At 70.6% G+C, this 19,774-nt stretch carries 18 protein-coding genes and 3 tRNA genes; 12 read left to right on the top strand and 9 right to left on the bottom strand.

Annotated features, from left to right (window positions below):
* Positions 1 to 41 precede the first annotated feature (41 nt).
* From ACIQCJ_RS06910 to ACIQCJ_RS06885, 6 genes are all read right to left on the bottom strand, one after another.
* Positions 42 to 455: a roadblock/LC7 domain-containing protein gene (locus ACIQCJ_RS06910; RefSeq protein WP_033173109.1), complete on the bottom strand. Its 414-nt coding sequence runs from the start codon at positions 453 to 455 to the stop codon at positions 42 to 44.
* Positions 456 to 464: 9 nt separating this feature from the next.
* Complete coding sequence (locus tag ACIQCJ_RS06905; protein ID WP_402710908.1) at positions 465 to 3,566, bottom strand: nitrate- and nitrite sensing domain-containing protein; 3,102 nt, start codon at positions 3,564 to 3,566, stop codon at positions 465 to 467.
* A gap of 489 nt (positions 3,567 to 4,055) precedes the next feature.
* Positions 4,056 to 4,664, bottom strand: coding sequence for an ATP/GTP-binding protein (locus tag ACIQCJ_RS06900; RefSeq protein WP_391050368.1), 609 nt, complete (start codon positions 4,662 to 4,664; stop codon positions 4,056 to 4,058).
* Positions 4,645 to 5,052 carry a DUF742 domain-containing protein gene (locus ACIQCJ_RS06895; RefSeq protein ID WP_093717892.1) on the bottom strand — a complete coding sequence of 136 codons (408 nt, stop codon included), beginning with the start codon at positions 5,050 to 5,052 and terminating at the stop codon, positions 4,645 to 4,647. Before ACIQCJ_RS06895 ends, ACIQCJ_RS06900 begins: the two co-directional genes overlap by 20 nt.
* A 73-nt stretch (positions 5,053 to 5,125) precedes the next feature.
* Positions 5,126 to 5,539 (bottom strand): roadblock/LC7 domain-containing protein, encoded by a 414-nt coding sequence (locus ACIQCJ_RS06890; RefSeq protein WP_317452960.1) that lies wholly within the window; start codon positions 5,537 to 5,539, stop codon positions 5,126 to 5,128.
* Positions 5,540 to 5,548: 9 nt separating this feature from the next.
* Entirely contained in the window at positions 5,549 to 9,658 is a 4,110-nt protein-coding gene (locus ACIQCJ_RS06885; protein WP_402710907.1) for a nitrate- and nitrite sensing domain-containing protein, read from the bottom strand.
* Between the two features lie 580 nt (positions 9,659 to 10,238).
* Here ACIQCJ_RS06885 and ACIQCJ_RS06880 point away from each other — a divergent pair.
* The 6 genes from ACIQCJ_RS06880 (at position 10,239) to ACIQCJ_RS06855 (ending at position 12,427) form a co-directional block, all read left to right on the top strand.
* The gene (locus tag ACIQCJ_RS06880; protein ID WP_188284971.1) at positions 10,239 to 10,442 is read left to right on the top strand and encodes a hypothetical protein; all 204 of its coding nucleotides are present in this window, start codon (positions 10,239 to 10,241) and stop codon (positions 10,440 to 10,442) included.
* A gap of 35 nt (positions 10,443 to 10,477) precedes the next feature.
* The gene (locus ACIQCJ_RS06875) at positions 10,478 to 11,293 is read left to right on the top strand and encodes a fumarylacetoacetate hydrolase family protein (protein ID WP_401306154.1); all 816 of its coding nucleotides are present in this window, start codon (positions 10,478 to 10,480) and stop codon (positions 11,291 to 11,293) included.
* Positions 11,294 to 11,315: 22 nt separating this feature from the next.
* Positions 11,316 to 12,035, top strand: a complete 720-nt coding sequence (locus ACIQCJ_RS06870; RefSeq protein WP_401722926.1) for an HAD family hydrolase — start codon at positions 11,316 to 11,318, stop codon at positions 12,033 to 12,035.
* A gap of 86 nt (positions 12,036 to 12,121) precedes the next feature.
* Positions 12,122 to 12,193, top strand: a tRNA-Gln gene (locus tag ACIQCJ_RS06865).
* Between the two features lie 27 nt (positions 12,194 to 12,220).
* Positions 12,221 to 12,293: transfer RNA gene (locus ACIQCJ_RS06860), tRNA-Glu, on the top strand.
* Positions 12,294 to 12,354: 61 nt separating this feature from the next.
* Positions 12,355 to 12,427 (top strand) — tRNA-Glu (locus tag ACIQCJ_RS06855).
* 155 nt (positions 12,428 to 12,582) lie between these two features.
* Here ACIQCJ_RS06855 and ndgR read toward each other — a convergent pair.
* Positions 12,583 to 13,299, bottom strand: coding sequence for an IclR family transcriptional regulator NdgR (gene ndgR / locus ACIQCJ_RS06850; RefSeq protein WP_188284974.1), 717 nt, complete (start codon positions 13,297 to 13,299; stop codon positions 12,583 to 12,585).
* Positions 13,300 to 13,482: 183 nt separating this feature from the next.
* On the opposite strand from ndgR, the gene leuC reads away from it, so the two are divergent.
* From leuC to ACIQCJ_RS06830, 4 genes are all read left to right on the top strand, one after another.
* Complete coding sequence (gene leuC, locus ACIQCJ_RS06845; RefSeq protein ID WP_355349424.1) at positions 13,483 to 14,907, top strand: 3-isopropylmalate dehydratase large subunit; 1,425 nt, start codon at positions 13,483 to 13,485, stop codon at positions 14,905 to 14,907.
* 6 nt (positions 14,908 to 14,913) lie between these two features.
* Positions 14,914 to 15,519, top strand: coding sequence for a 3-isopropylmalate dehydratase small subunit (gene leuD / locus ACIQCJ_RS06840; protein ID WP_355349427.1), 606 nt, complete (start codon positions 14,914 to 14,916; stop codon positions 15,517 to 15,519).
* 220 nt (positions 15,520 to 15,739) lie between these two features.
* Complete coding sequence (locus tag ACIQCJ_RS06835; RefSeq protein ID WP_188284977.1) at positions 15,740 to 15,964, top strand: hypothetical protein; 225 nt, start codon at positions 15,740 to 15,742, stop codon at positions 15,962 to 15,964.
* Between the two features lie 132 nt (positions 15,965 to 16,096).
* Complete coding sequence (locus ACIQCJ_RS06830; protein ID WP_355349430.1) at positions 16,097 to 16,714, top strand: HU family DNA-binding protein; 618 nt, start codon at positions 16,097 to 16,099, stop codon at positions 16,712 to 16,714.
* A gap of 224 nt (positions 16,715 to 16,938) precedes the next feature.
* Here the strand turns inward: ACIQCJ_RS06830 and ACIQCJ_RS06825 are convergent, their stop codons facing one another.
* Both ACIQCJ_RS06825 and cofC read right to left on the bottom strand, forming a co-directional pair.
* On the bottom strand, positions 16,939 to 17,166 hold the full coding sequence (locus ACIQCJ_RS06825) for a hypothetical protein (protein WP_355349433.1): 228 nt from the start codon (positions 17,164 to 17,166) through the stop codon (positions 16,939 to 16,941).
* A gap of 71 nt (positions 17,167 to 17,237) precedes the next feature.
* Positions 17,238 to 17,891: a 2-phospho-L-lactate guanylyltransferase gene (gene cofC, locus ACIQCJ_RS06820; protein WP_355349436.1), complete on the bottom strand. Its 654-nt coding sequence runs from the start codon at positions 17,889 to 17,891 to the stop codon at positions 17,238 to 17,240.
* A 151-nt stretch (positions 17,892 to 18,042) separates the two neighbouring features.
* Here cofC and ACIQCJ_RS06815 point away from each other — a divergent pair, with 151 nt between their 5' ends.
* Together ACIQCJ_RS06815 and ACIQCJ_RS06810 are read left to right on the top strand one after the other, a co-directional pair.
* Positions 18,043 to 18,765 (top strand): lysophospholipid acyltransferase family protein, encoded by a 723-nt coding sequence (locus ACIQCJ_RS06815; RefSeq protein ID WP_355349439.1) that lies wholly within the window; start codon positions 18,043 to 18,045, stop codon positions 18,763 to 18,765.
* Complete coding sequence (locus ACIQCJ_RS06810; RefSeq protein WP_355349442.1) at positions 18,762 to 19,763, top strand: NAD(P)H-dependent glycerol-3-phosphate dehydrogenase; 1,002 nt, start codon at positions 18,762 to 18,764, stop codon at positions 19,761 to 19,763. Before ACIQCJ_RS06815 ends, ACIQCJ_RS06810 begins: the two co-directional genes overlap by 4 nt.
* Positions 19,764 to 19,774 lie beyond the last annotated feature (11 nt).

Genomic DNA, 19,774 nt, shown 5'->3' with positions numbered 1-19,774 from the left:
TCGGACGACCGCTGCCCTTCGCTTTGTTGACGCTGTTCGAGCTAGTTGAGCAGGCTGCCCTGAAGCTCGGCCCGCAGGTCCGGGGTGAGGACGGTGCCCGCTCGGTCGACGAGCAGGGCCATTTCGTAGCCGACCAGGCCGATGTCGCACTCGGGGTGCGCCAGTACGGCCAGCGAGGATCCGTCGGAGACGGACATGATGAAGAGGAAGCCGCGCTCCATCTCCACCACGGTCTGGTTGACGGAGCCGCCCTCGAAGATGCGGGAGGCTCCGGCGGTGAGCGACGTCAGCCCGGAGGCGACGGCGGCGAGCTGGTCGGCGCGGTCGCGGGGGAATCCGTCGGACATCGCGAGCAGCAGGCCGTCGGCGGAGACCACCACCGTGTGGGACACCCCGGGGGTGTTGTCCACGAAGTTGGTGATCAACCAGTTCAGGTTCTGTGCCGCCTGGCTCATCGGACTCAACTAGCGCTCCTGGTTCTGGGGGCCGCCGAATGGGTGCTCGGTGGCCTGTCCGTTCGTATCAGTTCCAGCAGTGCGTCCCTTCTGGACGCCACGCCGCAGGTTACTCAACCTGCCGCGTACGTCCTCGGGGGCGCGGGAGACCTGTGGGCCGCCCTGCGGGGTCTGCGCCGCGGTACCCGGGACCAGATTGGCCTTGGGCACCCGTCGGGGCAGGCCCGAGGGGGTGACCCCGCCCGCCTTGGGCTCGCGGACCTGCTCGGCCCGGTGCCAGTTCTCGTCATTCGTCGACCGCCATTCGGTCGTCGGCTCCGGTTCCCGGTGCTGCCGGGGCTCTGGAGCCTCCTGGGCAGGCTGTTCCTGAGGTGGTTCCGGCCGCTGGCGGTCACGGCGCGGCAAACCCGCGTCCGTCAGCGAAGGGGAGCCTACGCTCTCGGACGGCCGCTGGGGGAGCGGCGGAGCGGATTCCGTTACGTCCGCCCGCGGCTCGGGCTCCTGCGGGGGCTCCGGAACCGGCCACTCCTGCGACGGGGCCTGGTAACCGGTGAACTCCGGCTGGAAGCTCTGGCCGTACGCGGGGTCGTAGGGCTGGTCGAAGCCCTGGTCGAAGCCCTGCGGGACGCCCTGGTCATAGCCCTGCTGAGCGCCCTGGCCGTACCCCGGCACCGCGCCGTCGTCGAAGGCCCGCGCGCTCTCGGGGAAACCGTTCCGCTGGTAGCCCTGCTGCTCGTAACCGGACTGGAAGCCCTGCTCGTAGGTCTGCTGCTGATAGCCGGGGTCGAAGCTCGGGTCGTACGCGGGCTGCGCCTGCCGGCCCTGCTCCGGGTAGCCGTTCTGCTCCGCCTGCTCCGGGTAGCCGCCCTGTCCGGGGAAACCGTTCTGCTCCGGGAAGCCGGGCTCGTCGCCCTGGCGGTCCGACGTGGCCGCTTCGAGCTGGGCGCGGCGCTCCTCGCGGACCAGCGACCGGCCCACCGGGTCGAGCGTCGGCGCCGCCGTACCGTCGGCGGTCTCGTAACGCGAGTCGTCGAAGCCCAGCTCGGCCGCGGTCGGCATGTGGCCGACGTCCTGCACCGACTGCTCGGGCACGATCCGCGAGACGGTGAAGTCGCGCTCGTCGTCCTCCGGCAGCAGGGCCTCGCCGCCACCGCCGTGGGTGATCGGCTCGGGCAGCATCACCAGCGAGGTCGTACCCGCCTGCTCGCCCGACGGCCTGAGCTGCACCCGGATGCCGTGCCGGTCGGACAGCCGCCCGACCACGAACAGGCCCATCCGCTTGGCGATCTCGACATCGACCGTCGGCGGGTCGGCCAGCTTGTGGTTGATGTCGGCGAAGTCCTCGGCGGTCAGGCCGATGCCCTTGTCGTGGATCTCCACCATCACCCGGCCGTCCGGCAGCCGGGTCGCGGTCACCCGCACCTTGGTCTGCGGCGAGGAGAACGTCGTCGCGTTCTCCAGCAGCTCGGCCAGCAGGTGCACCAGGTCGGTCACGGCGCTGCCGTGGATGTCCGTCTCCGGGATGCCGACCAGCTCTATACGGTCGTACGCCTCCACCTCGGACGCGGCGGCGCGGAGCACGTCGACCAGCGGAATCGGCTGATTCCACTGCCGGCCCGGCTCCTCACCCGCGAGGACCAGCAGATTCTCGCCGTTGCGGCGCATGCGGGTGGCGAGGTGGTCCATCTGGAAGAGGTGCTCGAGCTGGTCGGGGTCGGCCTCGTTGTTCTCCAGCTCGGTGATCAGGGTGAGCTGGCGCTGGATGAGGCCCTGGTTGCGCTGCGAGAGGTTGGTGAAGATCGCGTTGACGTTGCCCCGCAGCAGCGCCTGCTCCGCGGCGAGCCGCACGGCCTCGCGGTGCACCTGGTCGAAGGCGCGCGCGACCTCGCCGATCTCGTCCTGGCTGTTGATCGGGATCGGCGCCACGGTGGTGTCCACCCGGCCCGGGTCGGTCCGCGAGAGCTGGTCGACCATCGACGGCAGCCGCGTCTCGGCGATCTCGAAGGCCGCGCCGCGCAGCCGCCGCATCGCCCGGCTCATCGAGCGGGCCATCATGCCCGCCACGATGAAGGCCAGGATCAGCGCCACGATCACGATCGCGGAGTTCACGATCGCGTCCCGCTTGGCGTTCGACGCGATCGTCGAGGCGTCGGCGGCGGCCTGGTCGGCCAGCGAGTTCTCGACCGTGTGATACGCGTCGAAGGAGAGCGTGGAGGCGGCGAAGTACGACTCGGGCGTGATGCCCTCGGCGCGCAGCTGCGCGACGGTCTTCCCCGGTGTGGCGATCTCGGTGACCATCTTCGGCAGGTCCGGCGGTACGACGAACGCCGTGTGCGCGGCCTCCGCCTTGCGCTGCGCCTCGCCGATCAGGTCGGTGCCCTTCTTCTCCGCCGCGGCCTGCGCGTCCTTCAGCCGCTGCACGTCCGCGGCCGTACCGCTGCCGTTGTACTCCGCGACCGAGATGCCCTGGAGGTACTGGTACGAGCCCAATGCGGTCTTCTGGAGGGCCAGCTCCTTGTCGGAGACCGGCTTCTGCACCAGGATGTGTGTGCCGATCGACCTGGTCAGGGACTCGGCGGCCTTGGCCAGCGACACCGCGTAGAGGGTGCGGCCGTAGGCGGTGACATTGCTGGTGCCGTAACCCAGCTCATTGTCCAGTTCCAACAGCGGGTGCTGGATCTTGACGTAGAACTCCTCGGTCTGCACCCCGGAGAGCTGACGGGTGTACGCGACCTTGCGGAGCGTGGCGAGCTGCGGCTCGACGGTCCTGAAGTTGGCCATCCGGCGCTTGAGCCCGGCCTCGTTCGGCATCTTGGCCGCGGCGGCGTCGAATTCGCGGGCCGCCTCGTCGGTGGCGGCGCGGGCGGTGGAGACCGCCGGATCGTCACGTTTTCCCGCCAGCAGCGGAACCGCGGTGACATCACGTTCGTTGATCAGTGCGTGACTGTAGGTCGTGGCGGCGCGTACCAGATTCGCGGTACGTACGGCGTCGTCGGCCTGGCTCCAGGTGTCGACCGAGCTCTTGACCCGGAAGCCGCCGAAGACGAGGGCGACCAGGACCGGGATCAGCAGGATGACGTTGAGGCGGGTCGCGACCCGCCAGTTGCGCATGCTCAGCCGGGTGCCCGGGTCGTCCGGCGGCTCGGGAGCCGAGATGGCGGGTGCGCCCCCGGGACGTTGGGGCGGCGTGAAGTTCCCCCGCGGACCCTGAGCAGGGCCCGCTTCTGCTCGCCTCGTGTTCCTCACTGGACCAACAACCTCTCGGCGACGGCACGAACGAAGGCCGTTACTACTCTCGGGTTCTGCGAATTCCAGCACGTCATGTAGGCCCCAGCCAAACGTCCGGCATATGGGACGCGGCACAGTAACGGCGAAGATAAAACGGGCATAAGTAAAATCCCCCGTCAAACCATATGACAGATGTACGCGCTGCGACACCGGCTGAGCGCGAGCCGTGTTCGACGCCCGCCGAAACTCTCTCGAAATGTTATGAAGACGGGGACCGGCCGTGTCTCCTGACACAGCCGGTCCCCGTGGCTTGTTTTCACCAGCAACTCGCCGCTGGCGCCTGTCTGTTGAGCCTTCTTCCGAGCCTGCCCGCTACTTCAGCCGGGCAAGCAGCGCGTGCTCGACCAGCGTGATCAGCGCGCTCTTCGCCTCGCCGCGATGGCGGGCGTCGGTCGTGATGATCGGTGCCTCGGGCCCGATCTGGAGGGCCTCGCGCACCTCCTCCGGACGGTACGGCTGGTGTCCGTCGAAGCCGTTGAGGGCGATGACGAACGGCAGGCCGCTGTTCTCGAAGTAGTCGACGGCCGGGAAACAGTCCGCGAGCCTGCGGGTGTCCACCAGCACCACGGCGCCGATCGCACCGCGCACCAGGTCGTCCCACATGAACCAGAAACGGTCCTGGCCGGGCGTCCCGAACAGGTACAGGATCAGGTCGTCGTCCAGGGTGATACGGCCGAAGTCCATGGCCACCGTGGTGGTGGTCTTGTCCTGGACGTGGCTCAGGTCGTCGATCCCGGCCGAGGCCGAGGTCATCACGGCCTCGGTGCGCAGCGGGTTGATCTCCGACACGGCACCCACGAACGTGGTCTTGCCGACACCGAAGCCACCCGCCACCACGATCTTCGCAGACGTGGTGGACCGCACCGATTGCTGCGCGCCGTACGCCGGCTGCGGCTGCGGCCTAGAGCTTCCGAAGTCCACTGAGCACCCTCTCAAGCAGTGTCACATCAGGCTGGCCGCCCGCCTCGCCGCTGCCCGGCTGATGGATGGCGACCATGCCGGCCTCGGCGAGGTCGGCCACAAGAATCCTGGCCACACCGAGCGGGATGGCGAGCAGAGCGGAGATCTCCGCGACCGACTTGATCTCGCGCGTGAGATGGCAGATCCGCTGGTGTTCCGGCAGCAGCCCCGCGTACTGCCCCGGGTCGGCGGTCGTGCTGACCAGCGCCTCGATGGCGAGCTGGTAGCGGGGCCGAGTGCGGCCACCTGTCATGGCGTACGGCCGAACCAGCGGCTGATCGCCTTCCACCCCGTACGGCGCGTGGTGGGACGCGCCGTACGGGCCCGGCGAAGCGGGTGGCGGGGTCATGAGGGTCCTCCGTGTCCGGGCAGTGCTGTCGCGGTGCGGGAAGTACGGAAAAACATGGGGGGAGACGGATGGTTCAGTGCATGAGGCTGCCCTGGAGCTCTGCACGGAGATCCGGGGTGAGGACGGTGCCCGCTCGGTCGACGAGCAGGGCCATTTCGTAGCCGACCAGGCCGATGTCGCACTCGGGGTGCGCCAGCACGGCGATGGAGGAACCCTCGGAGACCGACATGATGAAGAGGAAGCCGCGCTCCATCTCCACCACGGTCTGGTTGACCGCGCCGCCCTCGAAGATCCGGGACGCCCCGGCCGTGAGGGAGGTCAGCCCGGAGGCGACGGCGGCGAGCTGGTCGGCGCGGTCGCGGGGGAATCCGTCGGACATCGCGAGCAGCAGGCCGTCGGCGGAGACCACCACCGTGTGGGACACCCCGGGGGTGTTGTCCACGAAGTTGGTGATCAACCAGTTCAGGTTCTGTGCCGCCTGGCTCATCGCACTCAACTAACGCTCCTGATTCGTACCGAAACCACGGCCGTCGGTGTTGCCCCCGGCCTCGCGGCCCTGCTGGATACCACGGCGGAGGTTGGTCAGACGTCCGCGTACGTCGTCGGGCGCCCGCGAGATCTGCGGGCCGCCCTGCGGCGCTTGCTGCGGCGCCGCGCCACCGGCGACGAGGTTGGCCCTCGGCACCCGGCGCGGCAGCCCCGACGGAGTGACCCCGCCGGCCGAAGGTTCGCGGATCTGCTCGGCCCGCTGACGCAGCGCGTCGTTGGGCGAGGTCCGCCAGTTCGGGGTCTCCCTGGGCAGCGGCTGCGCCACCGGAGCGGCGGGCGCCTGGCCCTGGTACTGCGCCGAAGCGGGCACGGAGGCGGGCGGCGCCTGTACGGGCTGCTGCTGACCGCCGCCGGGGCGCTGGACGCCGTTCCCGTTGCCGTTCCCGCCGTTGCCGCCGTTTCCATTGCCGTTGCCGTTGGCGACACCGGGCGCCGTCGTGCCGGGGCGCTGCGGGCGGAACCGCTGCGGGGCCGCGGGCGGAGCTGTACGGCCCACCGGGCGGACCGGCGGGGCCTCCTGGCCGCGCGCGCTCTGCTCCACGTGGATCTGCTGCATCCGCTCGGCCTGGCCGGTGCGGAACCAGTCCGACTCGATCGACGAGAAGATCGGCGTCGGCTCGTCCCCGCGGGTCGGGGCCGGGGGCAGCGCCATCGGCTCGGCGGGCTGCTGGGGCTGCTGGGGCTGCTGCTGAGGCTGCGGCGCCTGGGGCTGCTGCGGGCTCTGCATCGGCTGCTGGACCGGGTACTGACCGGTGTTGCCCTGCTGCGGCTGCTGCGGCTGCACGGGGAACTGCCCGGTCCCGTACGGGTCCTGGTACTGCTGCTGGTTCTGGTCGTAGCCCTGGCCGCCGTTGCCCTGCTGGGGGCCGCCGCGCTGCGGCAGACCCTGGCCGGGGAAGGCGTCGGGGCGCGGGCCGCTGGGGGGCGGGCCCTGGTACTGGTTGCTGCCGGGGAAGCCCTGCTGCTGACCGGGCTGACCGCCCTGTCCCTGCTGACCGCCCTGGCCCGGACGGCCCTGCGGCTGCTGGCCGGGCATCCGGAACTCGCCGGTGCCGTCGGCCTGCACGGCCGGGAACTGCGCCGTGTCGCCGGGACCGCCCTGGCCCTGGCCGCCCTGCGGCTGGCCGGGCATCGCGAACTGACCCGTGCTGTACGTCTCTTCGGGGCTGCGGGCGCCGCGCTGCGGCAGGCCCGGGTTGGGGCCGCCCTGCACCGGGAACTGCCCGGTGTCGCTGGTGCCGCGACCGCCGCCCTGGTTGCCCTGGTTGCCGTGACCCTGGCCGCCCTGGCTCTGGTTGCCCTGGCCGGTCGGTGCGAAGTCGTCGTCGCGGACCGGCGGGAACTGCGTGGTGTCAGCGGGGCCGTTCTGCCGCGGCGCGGGGCCCGAGCGACCGCCGAACACGTCGGAACGGAAGCCGGAGGGGCCGGTGCTCTGCGGCTGCGGCGGCGGGAACTGGCCCGGCTGCTGCTGGCCGCCTTGCTGACCGCCCTGCCGGCCGCCGAAGTTCTGGCCGCCCTGACCGCCCTGACCGCCCTGGCCGAAGTCCTGACCGCCGCCGGGGGGACGGCCGAAGGCGCCACCGGGCTGCTGGAAGTCGCCGCGCGGGCCCTGTCCGGGAGCGTCGAAGGCGGAGGCCGCCTCGACGTCCTCGTGGCCGCGCGGGGTGTCCTGGAGACCGCGGTCGTCGGGGAAGCCCTGCTGGCCGCCGTTCTGGTCCTGCGCCCAGCGCGGTGTGCCGCCCTGCTGCGGGGGACCGCCGGGACGGCCCGCTCCGGGGCTCAGCGCCGGACGCTGCTGGCCGCCCGCGACCGGGGTGCGCTGCGGCGGCCGGTTGACCGGCGCGGAGTTGGGCGAGTTGCCGAACGCGCCGGCGATGCCGGAGCCCGCGGCGGCCGGGGGAGCGCCCGCGGGGCGCCCGCCGCCCATCTGGCCGATGTTCTTGGGGTTACGGCCGCCCTGCGTGACGTCCACGGGCAGCATGACCAGCGCGGTCGTACCGCCGGAGTCGGACGGGCGGAGCTGGATCCGGATGCCGTGCCGCAGGGACAGGCGGCCGACCACGAACAGACCCATGCGGCGGGAGACGGAGACGTCCACCGTCGGCGGGTTCGCCAGCCGCTCGTTGATGTCCGCGAGGTCCTCGGGCGACAGGCCGATACCGGTGTCGTGGATCTCGATCAGCACCCGGCCGTCCGGCAGCGAGTGACCGGTGACCTTCACCTTGGTCTGCGGCGAGGAGAACGACGTCGCGTTCTCCAGCAGCTCGGCGAGCAGGTGGACGAGGTCGTTGACGATACGGCCGGTGACCTCGGCCGACGGTACCGACGTCAGTTCGATCCGCTCGTACTGCTCCACCTCGGACGCGGCGGCGCGCAGCACGTCGACCAGCGGGACCGGGCGGGTCCACCGGCGGCCCGGCTCCTCACCGGCGAGGACCAGCAGATTCTCACCGTTACGGCGCATGCGGGTCGCGAGGTGGTCGAGCTTGAAGAGCGAGGAGAGCTGGTCCGGGTCGGCCTCGCGGGACTCCAGTTCGGAGATGAGCGAGAGCTGACGCTGGATGAGGCCCTGGCTGCGGCGCGAGAGGTTGGTGAACATCGCGTTGACGTTCCCTCGCAGGAGGGCCTGCTCGGCGGCGAGTCGTACGGCCTCGCTGTGGACCTCGTCGAAGGCCCGCGCCACCTGGCCGATCTCGTCGCGGCTGTTGATGCCGATCGACTCGACCGAGGTGTCGACGTCCTGCGGGTCGGTCTCGGAGAGCTGCTTGACCAGCTCGGGCAGCCGCTTCTGGGCCACGTCGTTGGCGGTCTGCTGGAGCCTGCGCAGCGACCGGATCATCGAGCGGGCCACGATGAAGGCGCCGACCACGGCGACGCCGAGGACCAGCAGGATGATCGCGCCGGAGATCAGCGCGGACTGCTTGGCCTCGCTCTGCAGCTTGAGGGCCTTCTGCTGCATCTCGTTGAGCAGCGACCGCTCGATCTGGCTCATCGCCTGGATCTTGGTCTTGGCCGCGTCGTCCCAGTCGAGGTACGAGCTGTCGATCTTGGTGATCGCGTTCTGCGAGGCGGCGATGCGCTGGCGCGTGGTGTCGTGCGCGCTGATCGTGAGGTTGCCGCCCTCGATCGGGGTCAGCAGCGCCGCGCTCTTGGGTCCGTAGATCTTCTGGAACCGGGTGAGCGCGGTGTCCTCGTTCGCGGCGCCGTACTTCACCGACTGGTAGTCGTTGGCGTTCAGCTTGCCGCCGGTGGCCAGCGCGGCGCTGATCACCGCGCGCTGGATCGACTCGTACTCCTTGGCGGAGGAGAAGGCAGCCAGCGCGCGGGTGCTCTGGATCATCTCGGGGTTGTTGGTCGCCTGCGCCATGTCCTGGGACAGCGAGAGCAGGGACTGCACCAGGTCGTCGTACTGCGAGACCGTCTGCGAGATGGTGGAGGTCGAGGTGTACGCCTCGTCGCGGATCTCCGCCAGGTTGGCGAGCTGCGTGCCGATCGCCAGCAGGGTGGCGCGGACGCCGGAGAAGACCGGGTCGCGCTCGGAGACGTTGTCGCTGGCGTTCAGATACTGCTTGTACTCGCGGTCGGTGGCCTGCCGGGAGGCCTCCACCGCGTCGTTGGTCTTGTCGCCGGACGACAGCGGTCCGGCCGAGCTGTCCCGTTCCTCCTGGAGCGCGGCGGCGAGCTGCGTCGCGTGCTCGGTGATGTCGGTCAGCGTCTTCATGTGCTCGAGCTGGTTGATGTTGTCCAGCGAGCTGTTGATGCGCATGCCGCCCAGGACGGTGGCCGTGACCACCGGGAGGGCGAGCAGGGAGACGAGTCTGGTGCTGATGCGCCAGTTGCGCATGGCTATTCGGGGCCCCGGCTTGCCCGCGAGACCGGTGATCTTGCCCGCCTCGATGCCGCTGGGCGTGCTCGGTCGTCCGGTGGCAGCCGTCGTGCCCGGCGCAGTGCTCGCCGAGTCACCCGCCTGCTGCGGTGTCGGGCCGTTGCCGGTCCCGCCGGGCTGCTGCTCCGGGTCGCCCGCAGCGCCGCTGTCCCTCTTGAAACGTCCCTGCACTAGCGTCGCAACCTCTGGACCAGGCGTCCCCCGCGATGAAGCGGACAGGACGGTGTCGAGTCATGGGGGCTCAGGCCGCCCCGGGTTGCGAGGAGGCCGATTGATGCCCTTCACCACCGCTCGGTGCTCGAACGCGCCCCCTGCGCGCCGGCTCGATGTGATGCGGCGGTCCGGGGAATTCCAGCACAGTGCTGGATCTCCCAACAAGGGCCGTAGCCGACCTGTTGGAATCCGTTACTCGTCGCGTCGAGCCAAGCACTGAGTGTTGACATCTGATGTGGTGAAAGCGGGGGATTCCGGACCTAGCACCCCCCTGTTCGCACGAGTCACTCGCTGTCCCAGCCGGGTCGATGACAGCTGAATCGTACGACTGTGTGGGACTTGACCGGTTTGAGTCTGCCGGTCGGATGCGCGCAATGCCTGCTTTGCGACTCACTTAGTGAGCAAAATCACAGCCTGGTGCATGTCTGGGCCACGTTGTTCCGGGAAAGGGCCGCACTAGCCTGGTGCTTTACACATCGCGGTTTTCTGTCAACCCGCGCCCTGCGGGCGCCCCGAGTCACCGAGGTCCACACGGCCGATGAAGACCACCATGCTGTTCCGTCCGATCGCGAACCCGCGCCGCACCACCCTCGCGCACCTCAAGGACGCCGCTGAACTCGGGGTCCCCGCCGCGTCGGACACCGAAGCCGCCACGACCGCCGAGCAGGCCGTCGCCGAGCCCCTGCCGCAGGTCACCGCGAACCCGCGCCGCACCGTCCTGCACGAGCTGCCCACCGCCTGATCGGCGCGTATGGGCCCGGCCACTAAGCTGGGCCCATGCGTATCGCGAGGTTCTCGATCGACGGCAATGTCGCCTTTGGGGCTGTCGAAGCGGCCGAAGGCACCGACGGCGGCGAAGGCGACGGCGTAACAGCCGGCCACGACGGCCTCGTCATCAACATCATGAAGGGCATCCCCTTCGCGGACTTCGAGCTGTCCGGTACGCGGGTCCCGCTCGACAAGGTGCGGCTGCTGCCGCCCGTGCTGCCGAACAAGGTCGTCGCCATCGGCCGCAACTACGCGGACCACGCGAAGGAGTTGGGCCACGAGGTGCCGACGGCGCCCTGGGCCTTCTTCAAGCCCTCCACCTCCGTGATCGGCCACGGCGACCCGATCGTGTACCCCTCCTTCTCGCAGGAGGTGCACCACGAGGCCGAACTGGCCGTCGTCATCAGCCGGTTGTGCCGCGAGGTGCCGCGCGAGCGGGTCCGCGACGTCATCCTCGGCTACACCTGCGCCAACGACGTGACGGCCCGCGACACCCAGCGGACCGAGAAGCAGTGGGCGCGCGCCAAGGGCTTCGACTCCTCCTGCCCGCTCGGCCCCTGGATCGAGACCGACCTCGACCCCTCCGACCTCGCCATCACCGCGACGGTCAACGGCGAGCTGCGCCAGGCGGGCCGCACCGCGCAGATGATCAACTCGATCGAGGACCTGATCGTCAACATCACCGAGGCGATGACGCTGCTCCCCGGTGACGTGCTGCTCACCGGCACCCCCGCGGGCGTCGGCCCGATCCGGCCGGGTGACGAGGTCTCCGTGACGGTCGAGGGCATCGGCACCCTGACCAACAAGGTCGTCGCGCGGAGCTGACCCGCTTCGTACCCTGGGCGTTATGCCGATACGAGCGGTTCTCTGGGACATCGACGACACGATCTTCGACTACGCGAGCGCCGACCGGGTCGGCCTGCGGGCCCATCTGGCCGTCGAGGGACTGCCGGACGGTTGCGGGAGCGTGGACGCCGCCGTGCTGCGCTGGGCCGAGCTGACCGAGCTCCACTGGGCGCGGTTCTCGGCGGGGGAGTGCGACTTCGAGGCGCAGCGCAGGGACCGCGTGCGCGACTTCCTGGGGCTGCCGCTGACGGACGCGGAGGCCGAGGAGTGGTTCGACCGCCACCGCACGCACTACGAGGCCGCCTGGTCCCTCTTCCCCGACGCCGTACCCGCCCTGGACGGCCTCACCCCCCACTACCGGCACGCGGTGCTGTCCAACTCCGCCTTCGTCGTACAGGACCGCAAGCTGCGCGCGCTGGGCGTACGGGACCGCTTCGAGGTGCTGCTGTGCGCCGCGGAGCTGGGGGTCTCCAAGCCCGCCGCCGCGGCCTTCCACGCGGCCTGCGAGGCGCTGTCCCTGGAGCCGCACGAGGTCGCGTACGTGGGCAACGAGCCGGACATCGACGCCCGCGGCGCGGCCGACGCGGGCCTGGTCGGCATCTGGCTGGACCGCCACGACCTCGGCTCCCGTCCCGACCTCACCCGCATCACCGGTCTCGCCGAGCTTGCTGACCTGCTGCGCGGCGATACTCGTTTTGGAGCGGTGTCCCGCATCGGGTAATGTTCTTCCTGCGCCGCCCGAGAGGGCCGAAAGGTCCGGCAGGGGGGCGTGATCCAAGCACAATCCCGCAAGGGGTTGCGTTTTGATGGGGTATGGTGTAATTGGCAACACGGCTGATTCTGGTTCAGTTGTTCTAGGTTCGAGTCCTGGTACCCCAGCGCATAGTTCAGTGCATTGCAGTGCGAGCCCCCGTTGTGTAGCGGCCTAGCACGCCGCCCTCTCAAGGCGGTAGCGCCGGTTCGAATCCGGTCGGGGGTACAGATCCTTCCCGCGTGATCACCTGGGTCGCACCCGTTGGTCATGATGCAGGATCGCTAGGGCCCCCGTTGTGTAGCGGCCTAGCACGCCGCCCTCTCAAGGCGGTAGCGCCGGTTCGAATCCGGTCGGGGGTACGCAAGCAGAGAAGTAACGGTACGGCCGAGGTCCTCACTCAGGTGGGGGCCTTTTTCGTTTCCGGCCGCCGTTCCCGGCCTTCGCCCTCTCCCGCGGTCCAACCGCCGTACCGGGCAGGGGCGTTCGCGCACCGGCGGCCCCTGCCGAGGACGGTTCAGCCGCTGCGGCGCAGCGCCTCGCTCAGCCGGGCCGCGGCGTCGATGACGGCCTGCGCGTGCATCCGCCCCGGGTGCCGGGTCAGCCGCTCGATCGGTCCCGAGACGGAGACGGCGGCGACCACGCGGTTGGAGGGGCCGCGGACGGGCGCGGACACCGAGGCGACACCGGGCTCCCGCTCGCCGATCGACTGCGACCAGCCGCGGCGGCGTACGCCCGACAGCGCGGTGGCGGTGAAGCGCGCGCCCTGGAGGCCGCGGTGCAGCCGCTCGGGCTCCTCCCAGGCCATCAGGACCTGCGCGGCGGACCCGGCCTTCATCGGGAGCGTGGAGCCGACCGGCACGGTGTCCCGCAGGCCGGAAAGGCGCTCCGCCGCGGCCACGCAGATGCGCATGTCGCCCTGACGGCGGTAGAGCTGGGCACTTTCTCCCGTGACGTCCCGCAGGTGGGTCAGGACCGGGCCCGCCGTCGCCAGCAGCCGGTCCTCGCCCGCGGCGGCGGCCAGCTCCGACAGCCGCGGTCCCAGGATGAAACGGCCCTGCATGTCGCGGGCCACCATGCGGTGGTGTTCGAGCGCGACCGCCAGGCGGTGCGCGGTGGGGCGGGCCAGGCCCGTGGCGCCGACGAGGCCGGCCAGGGTGGCCGGTCCCGACTCCAGTGCGCTGAGCACCAGAGCCGCCTTGTCGAGAACGCCGACGCCGCTAGAATTGTCCATGCAACGATATTCGCGTCTCACACTGTGAAACGCAAGCTCAATTTTCCGGGGAAGCCGTCAGGCTGGGGGCACAGGGCAGGACCGCCGTGCTCCCGCGGAGACACCAGGGGAACCGACGGCGTCCGGCATACACGTGCACCACACACGAGTTGGCCCGCGAGGGTGCGGGCCGGAGGGACAGCGATGGGTAGGACACTCGCGGAAAAAGTCTGGGACGACCATGTCGTCCGCCGCGTCGAGGGCGAGCCCGATCTGCTCTTCATCGATCTTCACCTGCTCCACGAGGTGACCAGCCCCCAGGCGTTCGACGGGCTGCGGATGAACGGCCGACCGGTGCGGCGTACCGACCTCACCATCGCCACCGAGGACCACAACACCCCCACCCTCGACATCGACAAGCCCATCGCGGACCCGGTCTCCCGCACCCAGCTCGAAACGCTGCGCAAGAACTGCGCGGAGTTCGGCGTACGGCTGCACCCGCTGGGCGACGTCGAGCAGGGCGTCGTCCACGTGGTGGGCCCGCAGCTCGGGCTGACCCAGCCGGGCACCACCGTGGTCTGCGGCGACTCGCACACCTCCACGCACGGCGCCTTCGGCGCGCTGGCGTTCGGCATCGGCACCTCCCAGGTCGAACACGTGCTGGCCACCCAGACGCTGCCGCTCGCGCCGTTCAAGACGATGGCGATCACCGTGGACGGCGAACTGCCCCCCGGCGTCACCGCCAAGGACCTGATCCTCGCCGTGATCACGCAGATCGGCACCGGCGGCGGCCAGGGCTATGTCATCGAATACCGCGGCTCCGCCATCGAGAAGCTGTCGATGGAATCGCGGATGACCGTCTGCAACATGTCGATCGAGGCGGGCGCGCGGGCCGGCATGATCGCCCCCGACCAGACCACGTTCGACTACCTGGAAGGGCGCGTGCACGCCCCCAAGGGCGCGGACTGGGACGCGGCGGTGGCGTACTGGAAGACGCTGCGCACCGACGACGACGCGGTCTTCGACCACGAGGTGCGGATCGACGCCGCCACCCTGGCGCCGTTCGTCACCTGGGGCACCAACCCCGGCCAGGGCGCGCCGCTGAGCGCGGCCGTGCCGGACCCGGCGTCCTTCGCCGACCCCGGCGACCGGCTCTCCGCCGAGAAGGCGCTGGAGTACATGGGCCTGTCCGCGGGCCAGCCGCTGCGCGAGGTCGCCGTGGACACCGTCTTCGTCGGCTCCTGCACCAACGGCCGGATCGAGGACCTGCGGGCCGCCGCGTCGGTCGTCGAGGGCCGCAAGGTGGCCGACGGCGTCCGCATGCTGGTCGTGCCGGGCTCCGTACGGGTCGCGTTGCAGGCCGTCGAGGAGGGCCTGGACAAGGTGTTCACCGCCGCCGGCGCCGAATGGCGGCACGCGGGTTGCTCGATGTGCCTGGGTATGAACCCGGACCAACTCGCCCCCGGCGAGCGCTCCGCGTCCACCTCGAACCGCAACTTCGAGGGACGGCAGGGCAAGGGCGGCCGTACGCACCTGGTCTCGCCGCAGGTGGCCGCCGCCACCGCGGTGCTCGGCCACCTCGCCTCGCCCGCCGACCTGTCCGACGCCCCTGTCCTGACGGAGGTCTGAGCCCCCATGGAAGCCTTCACCACGCACACCGGCCGGGCCGTACCGCTGCGCCGCGGCAATGTGGACACCGACCAGATCATCCCCGCGCACTGGCTGAAGAAGGTCACGCGCAACGGATTCGAGGACGGCCTGTTCGAAGCCTGGCGCAAGGACGAGAACTTCGTCCTCAACGCCCCCGAGCGGCAGGGCGCCACCGTGCTCGTCGCCGGACCCGACTTCGGCACCGGTTCGTCGCGCGAACATGCGGTCTGGGCCTTGCAGAACTACGGCTTCAAGACCGTGATCTCGTCCCGCTTCGCGGACATCTTCCGCGGCAATTCGCTGAAGAACGGCCTGCTCACGGTCGTATTGCCGCAGGAGACGGTGGAATCGCTCTGGAAGCTGGTCGAGGCCGACCCGCAGGCCGAGATCACCGTCGACCTGGTGGCCCGCGAGGTGCGCGCCGAGGGCCCCGGTGTGTCGCTGACCGAGGCGTTCGAGCTGGACGACAACGCCCGCTGGCGGCTGCTGGAAGGGCTGGACGACATCAGCCTGACCCTCGCCAACGAGGCCGACATCTCGGCGTTCGAAGCCGGCCGCCCGTCCTTCAAGCCGAGCACCGTGCAGGTCTGACCGACCCGTTCGGCCCTGTTCGGCCCCAAGAAGCGCCCTCTGCCCGTCCGCAGAGGGCGCTTCTGCGTGTCCGGGCGATGTCTGGGCCGGTCCCGAAGTGCCCGTGGGGGCGGCCCAGGAGGGTCCGTCCGGGCGGTCCAGGAGTGTCCGGAAAACGGCCCGGAACACCCGGTTGGCCCTGTCGCTCCCGACAACTCGCCGCAGATGGCACAATCGACGCATGGAACGCGACGGCCAACTCCAGCTCTACGGGGTTCTCGCCGCGCGTCTGAAGCAGGCGCATCTGCGCGTCGCGAATCCCGAAGTCCCTGATGGGACACGGCGGGAGTTGAGTCGCCGGCTGCTCGCGGTGACCGCTGTGGCGAAGCACGATCTCGCCGACGCGGCACGGCGCCTGGACGTGTTAACGGCTGAGTTGGACGACCTCGGAATCCCGGATCGCTGATCCCGTAGAGCACCGAGTTCGTTGCGGCACAAGGGTGATTCGCCGGTTTCGTATTTGATTTGCGGTATATATCCGCCTAGCGTGCGAAAAAGCCCGCACTCATTCGCCGGGCAAGTTTCCGAAGGGGAAGACGTGAACAAGGCGCAGCTCGTAGAAGCGATTGCCGACAAGGTAGGTGGCCGCCAGGCCGCCGCGGACGCGGTTGACGCGGTTCTCGACGCGATCGTCCGTGCGACGGTCTCGGGCGACCGGGTCTCGGTCACCGGTTTCGGTTCGTTCGAGAAGGTGGAGCGTCCGGCCCGTTACGCCCGCAATCCCCAGACCGGGGAGCGGGTCCGGGTCAAGAAGACCTCGGTGCCGCGGTTCCGCGCGGGTCAGGGCTTCAAGGACCTGGTCAGCGGCACCAAGAAGCTCCCGAAGAACGACGTCGCGGTGAAGAAGGCGCCCAAGGGCAGCCTCAGCGGCGGCGCTTCCACCACCACGAGGACCACCACCAAGAAGGCGGCGGCCAAGAAGGTCACCGCGGCCAAGAAGACGGTCGCGAAGAAGGCCTCCGCCGCCAAGAAGACCGCCGCGGCCAAGACCACGGCGGCCAAGAAGACCACCGCCAAGAAGGCCACGGCGAAGAAGACCACCGCCAAGAAGGCGGCGGCCAAGAAGGCCCCGGCCAAGAAGGTCGCCGCGAAGAAGGCCCCGGCCAAGCGCGCGACCGCCCGCAAGACCGCCGCCAAGCGGAGCGCCACCAGGTAGTAGTCCGTCCCACGGACCGCGACGGGCCGGGTTCCCCCAGGGGAGCCCGGCCCGCGCTCGTTTTTTTCGCCGCCTTCTCTCCTCCGGCGGCTTAGACCCGGTGTCGACGCTCCTCTTCGACGGTCGCTCGTTCCTCGCTCCCTGCTCATCGTCGCTTTCGACACCGGCGCCGCCTTCGGCTCGCCGGCTACCGGCGAACCGCCCTGCGTCAGGGAGCCCCTTCGCTACACCTTCGGTTCCGTCGAGTCCGGGAAGGTCTGGAGGGTGATGAAGACCACCCGGCGGGTGTCGGCGGAGCCGTCGGTGCGGATGCGGACGCGCTGGCCGGGGCGCAGGAGGCGCAGGCCGCCCGCGTCGAAGGCGGCGGCGTCGAAGGGCAGCGGCGTCCCGTCGTCGAGGAGCACGCTGCCGCCGCGGGTCTCGGGGTCGTAGGTGAACGCGGTTGCCTGCATGGGCCGCAGCCTAGTGCCCGGCCCGGGGGAGACCGCCGGTCACGGCACGGGTGCCCGGCCCGGCCGGTGGTTCAGTCCGCGATCAGCAGCCCGGCGGCGGCCAGCGCCGTACGCTCGCCGACGCCCAGGGCCAGGGCCGCGCGCAGGTCGTCGCCGGTGTCCACGTCCTGCCGCACCGACGGCACCCGCCGCAGGGCGATCTCGCGGGCCCCGGTGGCCAGGTGGCGGGCGCGGGAGGCGCCGCCGAAGGCGGGGGAGAGGGCCGAACCGCGCGGAGCGGCGAGCAAGGTTGTCCCCACACCGGCCGCGTCGGCCAGAAAAGCCCGCTCCTGGCCGCCCGCGGCCTCCCGGAGCACCCACGCCAGCTCAGCGGGCCGCAAGGCCGGGAGATCGCCGTTCAGCGCCGCGACCGCCGCGTACGGATCGCGGGCCCGCACCCGGTCCGCCCCGTACCGCAGCGCGGCGTTCAGCCCCGCCGCCGGGGCGTCGGGCACCACGAAGGCACCCAGGGCGGCCAGCTCCGCCCCGGCCCGCTCGTCGTCCGTGACCACGGTCACGTCGGCCACCTCGGCGCAGGCCAGCGCCGCCGCGACCGTGTCCAGCGCGAACGCCAGGGCCAGCGCGGGCCGTACCGCACCGGCCGCCGTGGCCAACCGGCTCTTGGCCACGGCCAGCGGCTTCAGCGGCACGACAAGGGACCACTTCCAGGTCACATCTATCGCCACCGCACCATTGTGCGGCCTTCCCCAGGCGCCCCACGGGCCGCCGGGCCCTGGCGTTAACGTGTCCATAGCCGCAGACTTGTGCGGCTGCCGCACGGGTGGTGCTGCGCGAGCCTCTACGAGCGCGGCGTCACAGCAACGAAGAGGAGTCCTGGTGTCCCGCCGCAGAATCGGTTTCTGGTACCGCCTGGCGGCCGTCATCGCGAAACCGCCGCTCATTGTGCTGTTCAAGCGGGACTGGCACGGAATGGAGCACATTCCGGCCGACGGCGGTTTCATCACGGCGGTGAACCACAACTCGTACCTGGACCCGCTGTCGTACGCGCATTTCCAGTACAACACCGGCCGCGTCCCCCGCTTCCTGGCCAAGGCGGGGCTCTTCAAGCCCTTCTTCGTCGGCACGATGCTGCGCGGCACCGGCCAGATCCCCGTCTTCCGCGAGACCACCGACGCCGCGAACGCCTTCCGCGCCGCCGTCGACGCCATCAACTCCGGCGAGTGCGTCGCCTTCTACCCCGAAGGCACCCTCACCCGTGACCCCGACATGTGGCCGATGGTCTCCAAGACCGGCGTCGCCCGCGTCGCGCTGCTCACCAAGGCGCCCGTGATCCCCGTCGCCCAGTGGGGCGCCAACGAGGCCGTGCCGCCGTACGCCAAGAGCAAGCGCGTACGCCTGCTGCCGCGCAAGACGCTGCGGGTCCTCGCGGGCGAACCCGTCGACCTGACCGCGTTCTACGGCCAGGACCCCACCCCCGACGTGCTGCGCGCCGTCACCGAGACCATCATGCTCGCGGTCACCGCGCTCCTCGCCGAGGTACGCCAGGAACCCGCGCCCGCCGGTCTCTACGACCCGCGCAAGGCACGGGAGGGCGCATGACGGTCCGCTGCGCCGTCTACGGCACCGGCTCCTGGGGCACCGCCTTCTCGATGGTCCTCGCCGACGCCGGGTGCGAGGTGGCGCTCTGGGGCCGCCGCCCCGAGCTGACCGCGGCGATCAACGCCGACCGCAGGAACCCCGAATACCTCCCCGACCTCGAACTGCCCGCCGCCGTCACCGCCACCGCGGACCCCGCGGAAGCCGCCGCCGACGCCGAATTCGTCATCCTGTGCGTCCCGTCCCAGACGCTGCGCGCCAACCTCGCCGACTGGGCACCGCTGCTGCGCCCCGACGCGGTCCTGGTCAGCCTGATGAAGGGCGTCGAACTGGGCACCGCCAAGCTGATGAGCGAGGTGATCGAGGAGGTCGCCAAGGCAGGACCCGACCGCGTCGCCGTCCTGTCGGGCCCCAACCTCGCCCCGGAGATCGCCGCCAGGCAGCCCGCCGCCGCCGTCGTCGCCAGCCGCGACGAAGCCGTCGCCCGCCGCTTCCAGGCCGCCTGCCACACCGGCTACTTCCGCCCGTACACCAACACCGACGTCGTCGGCGTCGAACTGGGCGGCGCCGTCAAGAACGTCATCGGCCTCGCGGTCGGCATCGCCGACGGCATGGGCCTGGGCGACAACACCAAGGCGTCCCTGATCACCCGCGGCCTGGCCGAGACCACCAGGCTCGGCATGGCGATGGGCGCCGACGCGCACACCTTCGCCGGCCTCGCGGGCATGGGCGACCTGGTCGCCACCTGCTCCTCACCGCTGTCGCGCAACCACACCTTCGGCATGAACCTCGGCCGCGGCATGACCCTGGCCGAGACCATCGCCGTCACCAGCCAGACGGCCGAGGGCGTCAAGTCCTGCGAGTCCGTGGCCGATCTGGCCCGCAGGCACGGCGTCGACATGCCGCTGACGGACACCGTGGTCGACATCGTGCACAACGGGAAACCGCCCGTCGTGGCCGTACAGGAGTTGATGTCACGCTCCGCCAAGCCGGAACGGTAGGGTCATCGCGA

This window comes from Streptomyces sp. NPDC093221 (assembly GCF_044753885.1).
GTDB lineage: Bacteria > Actinomycetota > Actinomycetes > Streptomycetales > Streptomycetaceae > Actinacidiphila.
The sequence above is the reverse complement of the archived record's forward strand: the minus strand, read 5'-3'. Positions and strand labels throughout refer to the sequence as shown.

Bases quoted from the DNA above. Each gene is read 5' to 3' on its own strand.
- ndgR (WP_188284974.1), bottom strand. From the start codon at position 13,299: ATGGACAATTCTAGCGGCGTCGGCGTTCTCGACAAGGCGGCTCTGGTG.
- ACIQCJ_RS06895 (WP_093717892.1), bottom strand. From the start codon at position 5,052: ATGACCCCGCCACCCGCTTCGCCGGGCCCGTACGGCGCGTCCCACCAC.
- ACIQCJ_RS06810 (WP_355349442.1), top strand. From the start codon at position 18,762: ATGACGGTCCGCTGCGCCGTCTACGGCACCGGCTCCTGGGGCACCGCC.
- ACIQCJ_RS06910 (WP_033173109.1), bottom strand. From the start codon at position 455: ATGAGCCAGGCGGCACAGAACCTGAACTGGTTGATCACCAACTTCGTG.
- ACIQCJ_RS06880 (WP_188284971.1), top strand. From the start codon at position 10,239: ATGAAGACCACCATGCTGTTCCGTCCGATCGCGAACCCGCGCCGCACC.
- leuC (WP_355349424.1), top strand. From the start codon at position 13,483: ATGGGTAGGACACTCGCGGAAAAAGTCTGGGACGACCATGTCGTCCGC.
- ACIQCJ_RS06870 (WP_401722926.1), top strand. From the start codon at position 11,316: ATGCCGATACGAGCGGTTCTCTGGGACATCGACGACACGATCTTCGAC.
- ACIQCJ_RS06890 (WP_317452960.1), bottom strand. From the start codon at position 5,539: ATGAGCCAGGCGGCACAGAACCTGAACTGGTTGATCACCAACTTCGTG.
- ACIQCJ_RS06835 (WP_188284977.1), top strand. From the start codon at position 15,740: ATGGAACGCGACGGCCAACTCCAGCTCTACGGGGTTCTCGCCGCGCGT.
- leuD (WP_355349427.1), top strand. From the start codon at position 14,914: ATGGAAGCCTTCACCACGCACACCGGCCGGGCCGTACCGCTGCGCCGC.
- ACIQCJ_RS06825 (WP_355349433.1), bottom strand. From the start codon at position 17,166: ATGCAGGCAACCGCGTTCACCTACGACCCCGAGACCCGCGGCGGCAGC.
- ACIQCJ_RS06905 (WP_402710908.1), bottom strand. From the start codon at position 3,566: ATGCGCAACTGGCGGGTCGCGACCCGCCTCAACGTCATCCTGCTGATC.
- ACIQCJ_RS06875 (WP_401306154.1), top strand. From the start codon at position 10,478: ATGCGTATCGCGAGGTTCTCGATCGACGGCAATGTCGCCTTTGGGGCT.